Here is a 17,710-nt window from a genome sequence, read left to right on the forward strand (position 1 = left end):
TATGTTAAACATTAAAGAACTCAATGTTGCTGTCAATGGACAGTCTATTTTAAAAGGTATTAATCTTGAGGTTAAACCAGGAGAGGTTCATGCGATTATGGGACCTAATGGTTCAGGAAAAAGTACTCTCTCCAAGGTATTGGCTGGGCATCCTTCTTATGAAATAACTCGTGGTGATATATCCTATTTGGGACAAGATTTGTTGCCTATGTCCCCGGAAGAGAGAGCGCGGGCCGGTATTTTTATGTCTTTTCAATATCCGGTAGAAATTCCTGGTGTAACCAATATCAATTTTCTTAAAGCCTCAGTGAATGCGGTTCGCAAAGGACAAGGGAGAAATACCCTTGATGCCATAGAGTTTTTAAGTTTTATTCGGGAAAAATGTCAGCTTCTGGATATGGACGAAAGCTTTTTATACCGAAGTATTAATGAAGGATTTTCAGGCGGGGAAAAGAAACGTAATGAAATATTACAAATGGCTGCTTTGGAACCCAGGCTAGCCATTCTTGACGAAACCGATTCTGGCTTGGATATCGACGCATTACGAATTATTTCTCAAGGGGTTAATGCGATGCGCTCTCCTGAGCGTTCTATTATTTTAGTGACCCATTATCAGCGTTTACTGGATTATATTGAGCCTGATTTTATTCACGTCTTGGCAAATGGCCGCATTATTACGTCGGGAGATAAATCTTTGGCGCTGGAACTGGAGAAAAAAGGTTATAGCTGGCTTGAAGAAGTGGAGCAGTTATGAGTGATATTTTGGATTATTATCAACAGCAAGCCCAATCAGGTGTATCGCAAATACCTTGGCTTGCGCAGTTGCAGTCTAAAGCATTAACTGATTTGAAGCGTCGTGGTTTTCCCGGTCGGTATGACGAGGAATGGAAGTATACTCTTGTTGACTCCCTATTACAGCAGCATTTTGTACCACCTGATCCTACAGTAAAGCCTGCTCTTAAAACCGTCTTTGACGATTCACCAGTCAAAAACCAGTTTTTAATACACAATGGATTCATTTCCCAAGAGAACGAATGGATTAACGATCTGCCTGAGAACGTGTTAATTCTGCCTTTATCTCTTGCTTTAATACATTATGCTGATTTGATTAAGCCCCACCTTGGAAAGATTTTAGAGCAGGAACATGGTTTTCATTATTTAAATACAGCGATGATCCAATGTGGAGTCTTTATTTATATTCCTGCGGGAATTTGCCTGGAACAACCCATTATTTTAAAGCATAGGCAAGATCAAATGAACCAGGCTGTGTACTTAAGACATTTGATCCTTATGGAAAAAGAATCCCAGGCTACTCTTATTGAAGAATATCATGGCGAAGAAAACATTTGCTATTTCACCAACGGCATTACCGAAGTGTTTCTGGAGGCAGGTGCGAAACTTAATCATTATAAAATTCAAAGAGAAAGTAAATCAGCTTACCATTTAGGACATTTATCGGTTAAGCAATCCGCATCCAGTCAATTTTCCAGCCACTCGTTAAGTTTGGGTGGGAAGTTAGTACGTAGTGATATAAGCATATCCATGCATGAAGAACATGCTCAATGCCTTATGAATGGAATTTACGCGCCAGGAGATGGACAACATCTCGATCATCATACTGTAGTGCATCATTTGGTGCCTAATTGTCGAAGCGAGCAAGATTACAAAGGGATTTTAAAGGGGCATTCCAGAGCGGTATTTAATGGCAAGGTTATTGTAGCTAAAAATGCGCAACATACCGATGCCAAACAGCAAAATAAAAACTTGCTTCTCTCTGCAAACGCAGAAATTGATACCAAACCGCAACTAGAGATTTTCGCTGATGACGTGTTATGTTCGCATGGTGCTACGGTTGGGCAACTGGATGAAGAGGCAATATTTTACCTGGCAACACGTGGTATTAGCCGGGATGAAGCTTCTCATTATTTGATCCAGGCGTTTGCCAATGATAATTTGCGCCTTATTCCGAATCGTGATTTGGCTGATTGGATGGGTCATTTATTAACTCAACAGTTGGGGTACGCAAATGAGTACTAATCCGTTATTAATGACATCCTTTGATGTCAACAAAATCAGGAAAGATTTCCCTGTATTGCATCAGAAAATCAATGAGTATGATTTGGTGTATTTTGATAATGCGGCTACTACTCAAAAACCCAAGGCTGTGATTGATGCTATTGCTCAATTTTATGAGAAGGATAATTCCAACGTACATCGTGGAGTGCATGCCTTGAGTGTCAGGGCTACGGAAATGTATGAGGCAGCCAGAGCGAAAGTAAAACGATTTATTAATGCCAGGTCGCCGAGAGAATGTATTTTTGTGCGCGGTACCACTGAAGCCATTAATTTAGTGGCCCAGAGTCTTGTAGCCCCTCGCATATTACCTGATGAAGAAATTTTGATAACGCATATGGAACATCATTCCAATATAGTTCCATGGCAAATGGTCTGTAAGAAAATGGGTTGCAAGCTGCAAGTTGCCCCTATTTCTTTAAATGGCGAGGTAATACTTGAAGAGTTTGAAAGAAAGTTAAATGAAAACACTAAAATGGTTGCGATTAATTACGCCTCCAATTCTTTAGGAACCATTAATCCTGTTAAAACAATGATTAAGATGGCACATGAAGTAGGGGCTAAAGTGTTACTGGATGGGGCACAGGCAACGGCTCACCTGATTGTGGACGTTCAGGATCTGGATTGCGATTTCTATGCTTTTTCCGGACATAAAATGTATGGTCCTACTGGAATAGGTGTTTTATGGGGAAAAGAAGAATTATTAAATAGCATGACTCCTTATCAGGGCGGGGGCGAAATGATCAACTCCGTGAGTTTTGAAGCAACAGAATACGCGGCCATCCCCCAAAAATTTGAAGCAGGCACCCCGAATATTGCAGGGGCTATTGGTTTGGCTGCTGCAATTGATTATATTTGGTCATTGGATTTGGATGCGATAGCGGAATACGAAACACAATTGTTAAACTATGCTACCAAGGCTATTGAAGCAGTAAAAGGGTACAATATTATTGGAACGGCTGCCAACAAAGTCCCCATTATCTCTTTTGTCCACGGAAAAATTCATGCCCATGACATTGGAACTATTCTGGATAGTGAAGGTATAGCGATACGCAGCGGACATCACTGCACTATGCCTTTGATGGATTTCTACGATGTTGCCGCAACCTCTCGTATTTCCATGTCCTTTTATAATACGTTTAAAGAAATTGATTATTGTATGGAAGCCTTACAACGAGTTAAAGAGGTATTCGCATGAGTATGGAGTTACGGGAACTGTACCAGGAAATCATCATCGATCACAATCGTAATCCTCGTAACCACCATGCGATGGAGGATGCGACCACCGAGGCGAAAGGGTTTAACCCTTTATGCGGAGATAAACTGACTGTTTACCTCAAATTGCAGGGTGATTTGATTCGTGATGTCAGTTTTGTTGGATGTGGCTGTGCTATCTCACAAGCTTCTGCATCGTTAATGACTGATGCCTTAAAGGGTAAATCAATTAAAGAAGCTCATGAGCTGTTTCATCGTGTTCATCGAATGCTAACACAAGAGGAAGAAGATTCTTTGGTTTCCATGGATAAATTAACAGTTCTTGCAGGGGTTAAAGCATTCCCCGCTCGTGTTAAATGCGCCACTTTGGCGTGGCATACGTTGGAAGCGGCCTTAAACAAAGAATCAGAAGTGGTGAAGACAGAGTAATTTTATGGCGATAGTGGCAGGACTCATGAAAGAGTTTTTCTCTAAATTGCCGAATAGACCAGAGGCAGCTCATGTTTGGTTTTAAGAAAAAACAGAGTAACGAATCAATAAAGGAAGGCGTTATTAGCGCGTTGAGGGGAGTTTTTGATCCCGAAATTCCGGTCAATATTTATGATCTGGGCTTGATTTATGACATTGCCGTTAATGACGAAGGCCATGTTCATATTCAGATGACGCTAACGACCCCGGGGTGCCCTGTGGCGCAAACCTTTCCCGGTACGGTGGAGCAGGCAGTCAATCAGGTTGAAGGAGTCAGTGATTGTACCGTTGAGTTGGTGTGGGAGCCGCCATGGACCCAAGATCGCATGACAGAGGCTGCTCGTCTGGAGTTGGGAATATTTTATTGATCATGTCTGATAACTCCTGGTTGCCCTCAGCTTCAATTCAATTATTACGTGCGCGAGCTGAGCTAATAGGTAAAATCCGTCAATTTTTTACTGAACGCCAATATCTGGAAGTGGAAACCCCTGTGATGGCGCGGCATGGGGTTACTGATGTTTACCTGAGCAATATCAAAGCGATTTTCAGAGGTGAAACATGCTATTTACAAACTTCCCCGGAATACCATATGAAACGGCTGTTAGCTGCTGGCAGTGGGCCTATTTTTCAATTAGCGCGAGTTTTTCGCGATGACGAGTTAGGGCGTTGGCATAATCCGGAATTTACTTTACTTGAATGGTATCAATTAGATATCAATCACCATGTTTTGATGGATGAAGTGGATTTATTATTACAAATTATTCTTAAATCCCGGCCTATGATCAGAAAAACTTATCAACAGGCTTTTGAAGAGGCTTGCGGTATTGACCCTTTTTCTACATCCATAGAACAATTCAACAAGATATTAGCACAGCATGGTTTGGATGGTGTCTTATCTCCGCACGAACAAGACAGGGATCAATATCTGTTTTTATTAATGAGTCATGTTGTGGAGCCTTTTTTGGCACAAGAGCCAAGCCCTGTTGCTGTGTATCACTTCCCTGCTTCCCAGGCTGCCTTGGCGCAAGTCAAAGAGGGCGTGGCTGAGCGCTTTGAAGTGTACTATCAGGGAGTTGAACTGGCTAATGGTTTTCATGAGTTGACTGATGTCGAGGCGCAAAAAAAGCGTTTTATGCTGGATCAGCAACATAGAAAGCAAAAGGGATTGACGGCAATGGAAGCCGATGCCTATCTTTTGGAAGCCCTGGAACATGGGTTACCACCTTGCAGCGGGGTGGCTCTTGGGGTTGATCGATTGTTGGCGCTCGCCTTAAAACAGCCAAGCATAGAAAAAATTCTCTCATTTGATTTTTCAAGGTCTTAAGTCATAGAAAATTAAATATTAGCTCGTCATTATGATATTTTTGCAGACATAATCACTAAATCCTGGTTATGTTTAGACTGGATAAAAAAACGTGACTTCATGTTTGTTATAAAACAGATTGATTACTTTGGAATTAGGTATAGATTGAAATCGTTTGATTGTGTTTAAGTCAGTTTGTCCCTGTAGTTTGATAGTAAAAATCAACTGTTTTGCTTTTTTTGATGCTATCCATTTTTTGATGAGGGTGTAAGCTCTGTCAGGATAGCAGGCAACATCGGAAAGTACCCAGTCATAAGACTCTGTGAGTTGTTCGGGATCTAGGGCAAAGGCGCTTTTCTTTAAAAAACTGACTCTGGGAAGCGCCATGATTTTTGTATCCAGTTCTGCTTTGTCGACCGAAGTGACTTGGGTTCCGAGTGATTGCATCACATATGTCCAACCTCCCGGGGATGCGCCCAAATCTAAAACTGTTTCACCGGGGCGAGGGTATTTATTTAACAGGAACAAGGCTTCCCATAATTTTAAATAAGCCCGGTTTGGGGGATTGACTTTGTCTTCAATAAAATAACATTGTCCATCCGGCCATTTTTTTAGTCGTTTGGCGCTAAAGAGTAGAGTGTTTCTATCAAGAAGGCTAAATACGCCTATGAGTGGAATGTCATGGGCGACTGGAAAATGGGACATGAGTGGTGGGTATTTGCGAAGTTGTTCCTCAATCAAGCGCGATCGGCGAATTTCAGTAACGGGGTGCAAATACCAGAATTTTCCGGCTTGCCGCAATATTTTTGCTGCTTCTGAAATGGATTGAAAGGTTACTGTCTCAGGTTCAAGCCATACATCCAGTGCAAAACAAACATCAAGTTTCTGATGAGGAGAAAAAATGAGAGAATCTATTTTATTGGATACTTCGCCTAACTCCTCACAAAGTGTTTCTATAAATTCTGGTTTTGACACATAGACAGTAGAGAAATGATTGGGCAGTTCCATGATAGATAGTGCTCACAGGTTAATGGCGACAAAGTCAAATGTCGTAATTTAGGCGATTTTGTATTCTTTTTCTATATTTTTGTCTCGATTAGCGCTTGACCTGGCCTCCTGAATAACTTGCCTTGTTTATTTTACTGTCGCAAGCCAAACGTTTCAGCAACGCTCATTCACTGTATATAAACTCCGTGCCCCAAAACATTCTCACTTTGCCCCAAAGCAAAACAATCAGCTTATGCGTGAGATGCATTATTTACTATCGTCCATCAGGGTTATTTCAATGCGTTCAATGGATTTGCCGGGATGCGAGCGTTTGAGACGAATAAAACCCACTTCTGAAGTGGAATGAACATGTGTCCCTCCGCACGGTACTTCAGCAAAGCCGTCTATTTTCCAAAACCGACGTTGATTTGTCACATCATGGTATCCTTTATGGATAACCAGATCTTGTCTAATGATGGCATTATATTCATCAAGCAGCTGGTCAAAAATAGAAGCGATATTAAAATTTGCTTTAAAATCTATTCGAGCTTTGAATTCTGAAATGTGGGCTCCAACTTTTTCAAGCATGCTGGTTCTGGTGACAAGCTCCAGAATCAGTTCCGCTGCAAAATGAAGACGCATCAGCCGGTGTCTTCGAGGCCAATCTATAGTCATTGTGACTGGGTCATTGAGGACAAGATTATGGCCCTCGGGCAAGGTATAATAAATAAGATTTCCATCTATTCGTAAACGGAGTACTTCAAGGCCATTGATGAATGCTCTGTCGCTTTCCTGTCCTCCTGAAAATGAAAACGCGATGGTTTTTTCTAATAGAATCTCGTTGCCATTAATCGAGGTTACCTTGGTATCGAGTGTATACTGATAAGGATTAGACCAAAAAATTTTTTCCATGATTACACTCCTGTCAATGAAGTCTTTTTCATAAACTCTGGAGCTGGATAAGCTCTTGTTTTGATATGAATCAATATAATAAGCAAACTGCCACATAAGGCACAGAATGGAATGAGTGACAAAGCCCATTGATATGAGTCGATTTCATATAATTTAAGTCCATTAGCGCTCATTTGCCCGCCCCAGTTGCTATTCATTAATTTACCAATCAAAGTGTGGAAAAAAGACCCACCTAACATATTGATGCAATTCAAGAAGGCGATGGTGACGCCTAAATATTCATAGGGAACTAAAGCAGAACCTGCGGCGAATACAACAACCTGATAGCAACACAACAGGCCAATTGCAAAGAAGAGGGTACCCAGCTGCCACCAGTAAGGGGTCGAGGAGTAAAGAAGTATCAGGAATAAAAATGCCAAACCAGCACCACAGGCAGCTATTACAAAGTAGTTTCCTAGTTTCTGACTGAGGAAAGCGAGTAATGGACCACCAAATATCATCCCTAGAAAGATAAACGAGATGAGAAAGGCGGCATCAGTTTTGTTCATTGCGTATTTGGCGATAAGATAAGGTACTCCCCATACGTCTGCGAATCCTTCCAAGGCTCCAACCATTAATAAATTAGCAAGAGCAAGAGCCCAGATGATCCAAGAAGAAAATAAAAAGGAACAGTGAGACAAATTCATCGTTTTTGTTTCTGAGTGAGTATTATTTGAGGGAGAGCGCAAGATCAAAAGCGCGCAGCATCCTAAGAGGATGGAGAAAATCGCCAAAGCCAGACCAACCTGTTTTCCATTAAAACTTTGTATCAGGTGGGCAAGTGGTTTCCCTCCATAGATCGCCCCCAATAAGCCCACGCTAAAGGAAAGCCCGATCATTTTGGAATACTGTGAATGGCTGAACCATTCTGATACCACTTTGGAGACACCGAGGAAGCCAGCCGCAGAGCCTACGCCTATCAAAAACCTGCCTAAAAGGGCCCAGTAAAAATTATTGGTACCTATGAAAAGTAAAGTTCCAATGCCACATAACATTGCAAAGGCAAATACAATGAAGCGAGCCCCAAATTTATCCAGCAGCAAGGCCACCGGGATTTGCATTCCAGCGTATCCATAATAATAGAATGCGGCTATAAGGCCAAAGCTTGCGGCATCAATTGAAAATTGCGCCATAATGTCTTGCATGGTTAACCCAGGCCAAAGACGTAATAAGAATTGAAAAGTAAAAAAAGATAATGGCAATGCCCACATCACCAACGAGACATAAGTATTCCTTGATTTGAAGCCGTATTGATTCATGATGCCCTCCAGTTGAAACCAGTTAATGCTAACTCTTTGGAAGCCTCCCTAGAGAGGCAGAGAATTAGCAATAGCTGACCGCTCTAGGGGAAAGAGGGCAAGATAATAATAATGATTGAATGGTTATCGGTAGACACAGAATCACCGCAAAGTAAAACATTGGCATAAGCATTTGCAAACAATTCATGGCATGTTTTGCTGTGTGGATGATTCATAATCTTTTCAGGTTGAGTTAATTTCATCTTTTGATAAATTAAATTAACAAATTGTGTTTCTATTTGTCAATAGGGGCGCTGTTGTTTTCAGGTATTGGATGTCATTTTAAACTCGCCAGGACTGAGGTATTCTATTAACATAAAGGATTGAATCACAATTGTAGAGGAGTTAATGTTTTTAGTGAAGGTACGAGTGAATCTGAAATTAAATCATAAAATGGAATATTTTTAATGTATAACATTCTGTTAATTTTTATTGCATTCCTGTTGGTGCTTCTTAATGCCTTTTTTGTATCGGCCGAATTTGGGATGGTTAAACTCAGAACTACGAGAATTCAAGCCATTAAAGAAAGTTACGGATTAAGAGGCCGTATTCTTGAGCAGGTTCACCAAAATCTGGATGCGTATTTATCAGCATGTCAGTTGGGCATTACTCTTGCCTCATTAGGATTGGGTTGGATTGGAGAGCCTGCCTTTGCGGAGTTATTGGGACCATTATTTGTTGCTTTGGGTATTTCATCGGTGCATTTAGTCACTATATCCTCTTTTTTTATTGCATTTTTTCTTATTTCTTTTCTTCATATTGTAATCGGTGAGCTCATGCCCAAGTCCATTGCCATTCGGCAATCTGAATTGATTTCAATATGGACAGCAGTCCCTTTGTATTGGTTTTATTGGATAATGTATCCCGCCATTTGGTTGTTAAATACCTGCTCCAATTTTTTTCTCAAACTGTTTGGCATGGATGTAAAAAACGAATACGAAGGTTTTTATTCCAGTGAAGAGCTTAAATTAATTTTAAGTGGGCAGCATCTTCAATCGGAATTAAAGGAAGACGAACGTGAAATCCTGGAGCATACTCTCGATTTGGCTGAGTTAAATGTCACTGAAGTGATGCGTCCTGAAGATGAAATGATCATAATAGATATCAATGATCCATTCGAAGCGATTAAAAATAAAATTTTAAAATATCGTTATAGTCGTTATCCTGTGTATGATTCCAAGACTAAGGAAATGATTGGTGTTATCCATGTTAAGGATTTATTTGCCGATCTGTTGCTCCAGAAAGACATCAATACTTTAAAGCCTTATGTACGACCAGTACTTAAAGTCAGCCATAAATTACCCGCTATGGACTTGCTTCGTAAATTCCGAGCAGGTATGCCTCATTTTGCTTTGGTATACAAACACAAATCGAGTTTACTTGGATTTGTAACTCTGGATAATTTGCTCCATATTCTGATTGGGCGGATTAAAGACGAGTTTCATAAAACCCATGACGATTGGGTAAAAAATGTGGACGGTACTATAACGACAAAAGGAGATTGCTCCCTTTATTCTTTAGAACGGGCTCTTGATTGCGATATTACTTTATCGCCAGATGAAGAAGACCTGAATACACTATATGGACTTATCATTACTCGCCATGGAAAATTGCCCAATGAAGGTGAAATTATTCAATTTGTTGAATTTGATGCCTTGATTGAAAAGGTACAGGATTCTTTTATAACCAAAATTAAAGTTTTCCCCAAGATCAAAAACCAGGAATAACATTTGCTCTGTGGTATAAAAGGCCAACTGGAAGCCTTTTATACTGCGCTTATTTAATCCAAAGTTGACATATCGATAACAAATCGATATTGCACATCTCCTTTTAGCAGTCTTTCATAGGCAGAGTTTACTTCATGCATTTTTATTAATTCAATGTCTGCGGTGATCCCATGCGCCGCGCAAAAATCCAAAACTTCTTGTGTCTCTTTAATTCCACCAATTAATGAGCCGCTAATGCTCAGTCTTTTTAAAATAACAGGAAACATCGGAACTTCAAGAGGATCCGACGGAAGTCCAACCTGGGTTAGTTTCCCATCTACTTTAAGAAGGTTTAAATATTGCCCAAGATCATGCTTGGCTGAAACAGTATCAAGAATAAAATCGTATTGATTGGCTAGTGTTTGCATGGCATTGTTGTCAGTAGACAAGACAACATTATTGGCACCCAAATCTTTTGCTGCGTTTATTTTATTTCCCGAAGTTGTAAAAACAGTCACAAAAGCTCCCATGGCACGGGCTAATTTAACAGCCATATGACCTAGCCCTCCCAGACCGACGATGCCTACTTTACTCATTTTACCTACTTTAGCCCGTTTTAAGGGGGAGTATGTTGTTATTCCAGCACAGAGCAATGGTGCTGCGGCAGCAGGGTCGAGAGATTCATCAATTTTTAATACAAAATCTTCAGTAACGACAACATATTTGGAATAACCACCGTAGGTCACACCGCCTAGCTGATTGTCTTGACTATTATAGGTAAAAGTCGCTCCGGTTTTACAATATTGTTCTTCATTCTGATGGCAATAGGAGCATTGACGGCAGGAATCAACCATGCAACCAACGCCCACCAAATCGCCTGCTTTGAATCGGTGGACTTGATGTCCTACTTCCTTGACTCGTCCAATGATTTCATGTCCTGGAACCATAGGATAAAATGCTCCTCCCCAGTCATCATTGACTTGATGCAAGTCTGAATGGCAGATACCACAAAATAAAATATCAATTGCTACGTCCTTTGCGCCAACAGAACGGCGTTCAAAAGTAAAAGGCTTTAAAGGAGCTCCTGCCTTGTAGGCAGCGTACCCAATAGTTTCCGACATTTTTTGTCCTTAAAAAAATTATAATATCTCCTCCTAATAATAGGCGAAGTCCCAAAAGCATTAGCTGATTGGCTTTTTAATCTATCTGCAAAATTGTTCTAGCCAACATTGTCCATAAGGATCACAAACTTCCATTTCCTCACAGGACGGTACATAATACCTTTGAGCTGGTACATTGATCACCACATTCGGTATAATTACGTTGGGAACAATGATGTTTCTTGCTCCATTATAGTAATAAGTTCTATCGTAGTAGCCATAGCCCCATGGGTTATACACTCTGATATCATCTCCGTAATAGTGAACATTTCCTCCAGCAACACCGATAGTGATTCCTGGACCATACCAGGCATGATTGATGGTGCTGGCAAACAGTCCTAAAACTAATAAAAATATCTTGACTATATTATTCTTGTTCTTTTGCATTTTGCTATCTCACCAGGGACTGAAACGAAAGTAATTATCATAATGAAATTGTTGAATTTTGCCAAATAGATTGAGTTTTTTTTAATACGTGAGATCGAAATTTTTTCAATGTTTATTTTGATTAATAATTGCACATTATATTCTATAATTTTATATATATATAATATCGTAGTAGAAGACTGGAAATAAAATGCACAAGTTAATTGAGCTGCAAGGCGTAGGCCCAAAATATGCTGAAATGTTAAAGCGAGTAGGGATTGAAAGTCAGGACGATTTGTTACGTGTTTGCAGTAGTCGCAGAGGACGTTTTAGGGTAGCTGAGCAAACAGGAATCAGTCATAAATTGATTTTAAAATGGACCAATCAAGCTGATCTTGCGCGCGTGAATGGCATTAATGAAGAGTATGCCGAACTTCTGGAGCAGGCTGGTATTGACTCAATTCCTGAGTTAGCGCATTGTAACCCTGAACAACTTTATAGCTCCTTGAAAGAGAAAAATGAAAAGTGTCATTTAGCGCTACACATACCTGGATTATCTCAAGTCGTAACCTGGGTTGAACAAGCAAAAAAATTACCAAGAGCAGTTTATCATTAAAGCCAATTCATAAAGGATAACCTGGATCAGCATTGTTATTTTTTAAGTTTTTTTGCCATGATTTGATCAAATAATTTTCGTTTTTCTTCAGTCAACTCGGCACGACGAATAGTCATCATTTCTTCAATAGTCCCTTGCACACAATCGGGAGTTAAACGATCGGTAATTAACACTCCATTGAGATGATCAATTTCATGTTGTAAAACACGGGCATAAAAGCCATTTTCGATTTGTTGATGAACTTTCCCTTCTTCATCATAGTACTTTAGTTGAATTTCATCATATCTTGGCACTTTTCCAGCTTTACTGGACACCGAATAACAACCCTCAAAATCACTAATAATACGAGTGTTTGGCAAAGGTTCGTAATTCGGATTGATTAAGATATGCATCGGATAAATTTTTGCATTATTACGCAAAAGCTGAGCTTCTTCAGGGATATAAACCGCGATAATTTGTTTGGCGGAATTGACCTGCGGTGCTGCCAAACCAACTCCTCCCAATGCATATAATTTTTTTTTCATTGCTTCAATTAATTCTTTATCTTCTTGATTCAAGGGAAATTGAATATTTTCAGCCCGGGTTTTTAGCATGTGATGGTTTTCTTTTTTTTCTATAGTAATAATTTCTAAAGCCATGACTTGTGACATCCCTAATAAAAAGCTTATGAACATAAGAAATTGTTGAGATTTCTTTTTTATTTTCATTAATTTGGTGGGTAGCAAATACACTATTATTGATTTTCCCAATTGGACAAGAAACTATCATGACTTCGATAAACCCCAATCTCTTTGTTAAGAAAAGTGTTTAATTCAGTCATTTAGTTTATCTAAACTCCCTTAGTAAAAACATTTTTTGCCTCGACCTTGGGATTTTTCGTAAGTCCTAATTATTTTATATTGTTTTAAAAATACTTCAATTCTGCAAAACAAATCGATGTATGTTATAAAGTAAGGTCGGATTTTCAGAGGAGGTATGGATGATTGATGTTGGAAAAATTATAACCGACTTAGCTTGGCCTATCAGTATGTTGATAGCCTGGTTTGCAGGAGAACTTGGATATCGATGGGCAAAATTGCCTCATATTAGTATCTATGCGATAGTAGGATTTTCACTCGCATCAACTCAAATAGGATTATTGCCGTCTATTCAACCACCATCTATTTTACTTTTAGCCAATATTGGTTTTGGGCTAATCTTGTTTGAATCAGGCTACAGAATTAATTTACGTTGGTTAAGTTATAATCCCTGGGTCGCGGTATCCAGTATTACTGAGGCCACTTTAACTTTTTGTCTGGTCTATATTGTAGTGAAATCCGTTGGGTTACAAACTTCGACCTGCCTTTTATTGGCATCGTTGTCAATGGCGACTTCACCAGCCACTGTAGTCAGGGTGATCAATGAACAACGTAGTGCAGGTCAAGTGACAGAACGTGTTTTACATCTTTCCGTAATCAATTGTGTGTTAGCGGTATTTTTATTCAAAGTAATTATTGGTTTAGTTGTTTTTAGAACTTCAGGAAACATTTGGGAAGCAGTGTATGCCAGCTTAACGGTTACAGCCATTTCAATTATTTGGGGCATCATTTTTGGAGTGATAATGCCTATTATGCTTAAAACGGTTAAAAGTACTTGCCAAGACAATACGTTGGCATTTGCCTGTGCTGTGATACTGCTGGTTATTTTAACCCATAACCTAAAATTGTCTCCAGTGTTAGCTACATTGACATTTGGGCTGGTTTCCCGCCATGGACGAATGGTATTCAATCCTTCACAACCAGGATTTGGCACATTAGGTGATTTGTTATCAGTACTATTGTTTCTATTTATTGCAGCAACCATAGAATGGCAAAGGGTTGTAACAGGTGTCTGGATAGGATTATCAATTATAACGATAAGATTCATAGCAAAAATTGCAGGGATTAGTTTATTTGCTCATATCAGTGGTATTTCATTTAGGAAGGGCGTTTTGACTGGTTTGGCTATGACACCTATCTCTGTTTTCGTCATTTTGATTCTCGAACAGAGTCGATATGTTGGTATTAATTTGGTAGATACCTTGGCCCCACTAGCTATGGTTGCCCTGATTTTAGAAATATTAGGTCCAATAATGGTTCAACGCGCTTTAATTAAAGCGAACGAGATCCCTGCAATGAAGGAGTTTTGAAATGCCTTTACAACCATTCAAAACATCGAATTTACTGACTATGGGTGTTGAGCTGGAATTACAATTAATCAGTTTAAGTAATTTTGACTTGACTGCGGCCAGTCCTGATATATTGGAACTTTTAGGACGCTCGTCTTTTCCAGGCAGTTTTACGCCGGAAATCACAGAAAGTATGTTAGAAATAGCGACAGATGTGCATGAAGAATATGATCAATTACTGAAACAACTGTTTCATATACGTGATGCTCTGGTTGCAGTCGGAGATCGATTAAATGTTGGCATTTGTGGTGGAGGAACTCATCCATTTCAAATGTGGTCTGATCAGCGAATTTTTAATAAAACCAGATTTATAGAGGTGTCTGAATTATATGGCTATCTAACCAAGCAGTTTACTATTTTTGGGCAACATATTCATATTGGTTGTGAGGACGGTAATCAAGCGCTTTTTTTACTTCATTCTTTAAATCGTTATATACCTCATTTTATTGCATTGTCTGCTTCATCTCCCTTCGTTCAGAGTAAGGATACCTTGTATAACTCTGCTCGATTGAACTCGGTGTTTGCCTTCCCATTAAGCGGACGGGCTCCCTTTGTATTAGACTGGGATGAGTTTTCTCTCGGTTATTTCGAAAAAATGGAGCATACTGGTATTGTTAAAAGCATGAAGGATTTTTATTGGGATTTAAGACCGAAACCTGAATTTGGAACAATTGAAATGCGAGTGTGTGATAGTCCCCTTACGGTTGAGCGAGCAGCCGCTTTAGCTTGTTATATGCAAGCGCTTTGCAGTTATTTATTGGAAAATAAAGAATCTCCTCCTCACGAAGATGATTATCTTGTGTACAATTACAATCGTTTTCAAGCCTGTCGATTTGGTCTGGATGGAACTCTGGTGCATCCAAAAACTTATGAGCAAATTGTGCTTCGAGAAGATATTTTAACGACACTACGTCGATTAAAGCCTTATGCTAATCGATTAAACAGTACTTTGGCTTTAGAGCATATTTATGAAATCACTCACAAAGGCAGTGATGCCAGTTTTTTGAGAGAAAAATATATAGAAAATAGAACTCTTGAAAGTGTTGTCAATGAATCATTAAAGCAATTCAGGGATACTAAATAATCAACCAGGATTGTAAAAAATCAAATAAGCTATTTTAGGCTACAAAATAGCTTATTGTTTTTCCTAATCTTCTTTATACCCCATGGCGACTAATATACAAGCTCCTCCGGAAATGACATTAAGCTTGTGATCCAAACAATATTGAATGGCCGAGTCACTCTCGGCTCCCGGCTGCATCCATATGTGTTTAATTCCTTTTTTGAAGGCTTCCTTTACAACTTTTTCAGTGATGGATGGAGGAGTGATAATAGAAATACTATGCACATCATCAGGTAAATCGTTTACTGAATGAATAACAGGCAAGCTTTCAATCAGCGTTTCATGTGGATTTACAGGATAGACTTTTTTGCTATTCTGAAGATAGCATCGCAATACTTTGTTGCCGTATTTTGCTCTATTGGAGGAGGCGCCAACTACAGCAAAAGCAGGGGATTGCAAGAATACTTCTATCTGTTGATTAATCATGGGTAAATGGACTCCTTTAAATGGTATTTCCAGTATCTCTCATTAAACCAGGACTTACGAAACACTCCAATCTCTTCGTTAAAAATGTTTTTAATTCGGCCATTTAGTGTATCTAAACTCCCTCATTAAAAACATTTTTTGCCTCGACCTAGGGGGGCGTAAGTCCTGTAAATATGGTTTATTTCATTTTTTTAATAAAATATTGACCCTCACGTAACGTGATAGATTATAATCATTTTGTTTTTTAGAGTTACAAAATGAAATTTTATAAGATTAAAGAAATCAGCAAACTGACTTCATTAAGTATTCGTACCTTACAATATTATGATGAAATTAATTTACTAAAGCCATCAAAACGGTCAGAGTCGGATTACAGACTGTATTCATCGGATGATTTATTACGCTTGCAGCAAATAACTACATTGCGGTTCCTGGGATGTTCACTTGCTTCAATCAAAAAAATTATCCAGCATCCTGATTTTAATCTAAAAACTTCACTTGCTCTACAGGCCAAGGCTTTGGAGAAAAAGGCGGCACAAATTAATGAAGCGTCTTCTTTGTTAAACTATATTGCAACGCAAATTGAAGCCGGGCAAGCAATCAATTGGTATAGCACAGCGCAAATTATTACTATTTTGGAGGCATCAATAATGAATAAGGAACTAGAAAGTACTTATCAGAATATAGCAAATCAGTCGGAGCTTGGGCAAACTTCAAATTATGATGATCACTACAATCCTGAAAGATTGTATCCTATCCCCAGGGGCCCAAAACGCCAGGAAATTAATTTGGATCCCAACTCCATCACTTTCCATGGTTTTGATTGCTGGAATCATTATGAGGTGTCCTGGTTAAACCCCAAAGGGAAACCTGTTGTTGCTATGGCTGTTATTTCTTATGATTGTCATTCTCCATGCATTATTGAATCAAAATCATTAAAACTCTATTTTAACTCGTTGAATAACACGATTTTTCCTGATGTTGAAACGGTTGTTCAAACTATCCGCAAAGATTTGAGTCAGTGCATTGGCTCTGAAGTAGCTGTTAATGTGTACCCGTTATCGGAAATCGCTAATCAAACTATTTATGCTGCATTCAGCGGTATTTGCCTTGATGGGCTTGATATTGAATGCTCTGTCTATCATGTGACCCCTGGTTTTCTTTCAACTTCACCTGAAATAGTTGAAGAAGTACTGTATTCTGATTTGCTCAAGTCAAACTGTCTGGTCACTAATCAGCCGGATTGGGGAAGCGTTCAAATTGCTTATAAAGGTAAAAAAATAAATCATGAGGGCTTGCTTAAATACCTGATTTCATACAGAAATCATAATGAATTTCATGAGCAGTGCATTGAACGCCTATTTGCCGACATTATGCGATTTTGCCAACCTGAATCATTGACTGTTTATGGACGATACACAAGAAGAGGAGGTCTGGATATCAATCCCATCAGGTCAACAGAGCCTTGTGGTTTTGATGGGCAAAATATTCGTTTAATACGCCAATAAAAGAAGGTACTTATCCCCTTAAGGGATAAATTTTAATCCCGCCTGGGAATTTAATAATGAATTTTCAATACATTATATCTTTCCTATGCTAAGATTGCCTGGAAATTTGTACCAATTCAGGCATAAATCTTAAACTTAATTCCACAGATTTACTCATCGCTGTTCGATTGGTCCATCGCTGAAATCCATAGACTAAAGAATAAAAACTTGGTTTTGGAGTTTATTTTGATTGACAGGACTTACGAAAACCCCAAGGTCAAGGCAAAAAATGTTTTTAATGAGGGAGTTTAGATAAACTAAATGA

At 39.1% G+C, this 17,710-nt stretch carries 18 protein-coding genes and 1 pseudogene; 12 read left to right on the plus strand and 7 right to left on the minus strand.

Annotation, left to right across the window (positions count from 1 at the left end):
* The first annotated feature begins 1 nt into the window (after position 1).
* The 6 genes from sufC to epmA all read left to right on the plus strand — a co-directional run bounded on the left by sufC (position 2) and on the right by epmA (position 5,080).
* Complete coding sequence (gene sufC / locus CC34_RS0115585; protein ID WP_014326641.1) at positions 2–754, plus strand: Fe-S cluster assembly ATPase SufC; 753 nt, start codon at positions 2–4, stop codon at positions 752–754.
* On the plus strand, positions 751–2,037 hold the full coding sequence (sufD, locus tag CC34_RS0115590) for a Fe-S cluster assembly protein SufD (RefSeq protein ID WP_028378183.1): 1,287 nt from the start codon (positions 751–753) through the stop codon (positions 2,035–2,037). Before sufC ends, sufD begins: the two co-directional genes overlap by 4 nt.
* On the plus strand, positions 2,027–3,271 hold the full coding sequence (locus CC34_RS0115595; protein WP_027228417.1) for an aminotransferase class V-fold PLP-dependent enzyme: 1,245 nt from the start codon (positions 2,027–2,029) through the stop codon (positions 3,269–3,271). Before sufD ends, CC34_RS0115595 begins: the two co-directional genes overlap by 11 nt.
* A complete protein-coding gene (gene sufU, locus CC34_RS0115600) occupies positions 3,268–3,717 on the plus strand; it encodes a Fe-S cluster assembly sulfur transfer protein SufU (protein WP_027228418.1) in 450 nt (149 codons plus the stop codon). Before CC34_RS0115595 ends, sufU begins: the two co-directional genes overlap by 4 nt.
* Before the next feature lie 71 nt (positions 3,718–3,788).
* Positions 3,789–4,124: an SUF system Fe-S cluster assembly protein gene (locus CC34_RS0115605; protein WP_027228419.1), complete on the plus strand. Its 336-nt coding sequence runs from the start codon at positions 3,789–3,791 to the stop codon at positions 4,122–4,124.
* Between the two features lie 2 nt (positions 4,125–4,126).
* Positions 4,127–5,080 carry an elongation factor P--(R)-beta-lysine ligase gene (epmA, locus tag CC34_RS0115610; protein ID WP_027228420.1) on the plus strand — a complete coding sequence of 318 codons (954 nt, stop codon included), beginning with the start codon at positions 4,127–4,129 and terminating at the stop codon, positions 5,078–5,080.
* Between the two features lie 72 nt (positions 5,081–5,152).
* Here epmA and CC34_RS0115615 read toward each other — a convergent pair whose 3' ends face one another.
* From CC34_RS0115615 to CC34_RS0115625, 3 genes are all read right to left on the minus strand, one after another.
* Complete coding sequence (locus CC34_RS0115615) at positions 5,153–6,067, minus strand: SAM-dependent methyltransferase (RefSeq protein WP_027228421.1); 915 nt, start codon at positions 6,065–6,067, stop codon at positions 5,153–5,155.
* A gap of 246 nt (positions 6,068–6,313) precedes the next feature.
* Positions 6,314–6,958: an alanyl-tRNA editing protein gene (locus tag CC34_RS0115620; RefSeq protein WP_028378184.1), complete on the minus strand. Its 645-nt coding sequence runs from the start codon at positions 6,956–6,958 to the stop codon at positions 6,314–6,316.
* Between the two features lie 2 nt (positions 6,959–6,960).
* Complete coding sequence (locus CC34_RS0115625) at positions 6,961–8,256, minus strand: MFS transporter (protein ID WP_028378185.1); 1,296 nt, start codon at positions 8,254–8,256, stop codon at positions 6,961–6,963.
* 446 nt (positions 8,257–8,702) lie between these two features.
* On the opposite strand from CC34_RS0115625, the gene CC34_RS0115635 reads away from it, so the two are divergent.
* The gene (locus tag CC34_RS0115635) at positions 8,703–10,022 is read left to right on the plus strand and encodes a hemolysin family protein (RefSeq protein ID WP_027228424.1); all 1,320 of its coding nucleotides are present in this window, start codon (positions 8,703–8,705) and stop codon (positions 10,020–10,022) included.
* Positions 10,023–10,075: 53 nt separating this feature from the next.
* Here the strand turns inward: CC34_RS0115635 and CC34_RS0115640 are convergent, their stop codons facing one another.
* Entirely contained in the window at positions 10,076–11,122 is a 1,047-nt protein-coding gene (locus CC34_RS0115640) for an NAD(P)-dependent alcohol dehydrogenase (protein WP_027228425.1), read from the minus strand.
* An 81-nt stretch (positions 11,123–11,203) separates the two neighbouring features.
* Positions 11,204–11,548 (minus strand): hypothetical protein, encoded by a 345-nt coding sequence (locus tag CC34_RS0115645; protein WP_027228426.1) that lies wholly within the window; start codon positions 11,546–11,548, stop codon positions 11,204–11,206.
* 190 nt (positions 11,549–11,738) lie between these two features.
* On the opposite strand from CC34_RS0115645, the gene CC34_RS0115650 reads away from it, so the two are divergent.
* Positions 11,739–12,143, plus strand: coding sequence for a DUF4332 domain-containing protein (locus CC34_RS0115650; RefSeq protein ID WP_027228427.1), 405 nt, complete (start codon positions 11,739–11,741; stop codon positions 12,141–12,143).
* 35 nt (positions 12,144–12,178) lie between these two features.
* On the opposite strand, the gene def is transcribed toward CC34_RS0115650, so the two are convergent.
* The gene (gene def / locus CC34_RS0115655; protein WP_027228428.1) at positions 12,179–12,781 is read right to left on the minus strand and encodes a peptide deformylase; all 603 of its coding nucleotides are present in this window, start codon (positions 12,779–12,781) and stop codon (positions 12,179–12,181) included.
* 341 nt (positions 12,782–13,122) lie between these two features.
* Between def and CC34_RS0115660 the strand changes: the two genes are divergently transcribed.
* Positions 13,123–14,310 carry a cation:proton antiporter gene (locus CC34_RS0115660; RefSeq protein WP_027228429.1) on the plus strand — a complete coding sequence of 396 codons (1,188 nt, stop codon included), beginning with the start codon at positions 13,123–13,125 and terminating at the stop codon, positions 14,308–14,310.
* 1 nt (position 14,311) lies between these two features.
* Positions 14,312–15,433 (plus strand): YbdK family carboxylate-amine ligase, encoded by a 1,122-nt coding sequence (locus CC34_RS0115665; RefSeq protein WP_027228430.1) that lies wholly within the window; start codon positions 14,312–14,314, stop codon positions 15,431–15,433.
* Between the two features lie 63 nt (positions 15,434–15,496).
* On the opposite strand, the gene CC34_RS0115670 is transcribed toward CC34_RS0115665, so the two are convergent.
* The gene (locus tag CC34_RS0115670) at positions 15,497–15,898 is read right to left on the minus strand and encodes a CoA-binding protein (RefSeq protein WP_027228431.1); all 402 of its coding nucleotides are present in this window, start codon (positions 15,896–15,898) and stop codon (positions 15,497–15,499) included.
* A gap of 257 nt (positions 15,899–16,155) precedes the next feature.
* Here CC34_RS0115670 and CC34_RS1000000117655 point away from each other — a divergent pair.
* Together CC34_RS1000000117655 and queF are read left to right on the plus strand one after the other, a co-directional pair.
* Positions 16,156–16,308 (plus strand): annotated as a pseudogene (locus tag CC34_RS1000000117655) (MerR family DNA-binding transcriptional regulator); the annotation flags it as partial.
* 240 nt (positions 16,309–16,548) lie between these two features.
* Positions 16,549–17,406 carry an NADPH-dependent 7-cyano-7-deazaguanine reductase QueF gene (gene queF / locus CC34_RS0115675; RefSeq protein WP_027228432.1) on the plus strand — a complete coding sequence of 286 codons (858 nt, stop codon included), beginning with the start codon at positions 16,549–16,551 and terminating at the stop codon, positions 17,404–17,406.
* The last annotated feature ends 304 nt before the right edge of the window (positions 17,407–17,710 follow it).

The organism is Legionella pneumophila subsp. fraseri (assembly GCF_000586315.1).
Lineage (GTDB): Bacteria > Pseudomonadota > Gammaproteobacteria > Legionellales > Legionellaceae > Legionella > Legionella pneumophila_B.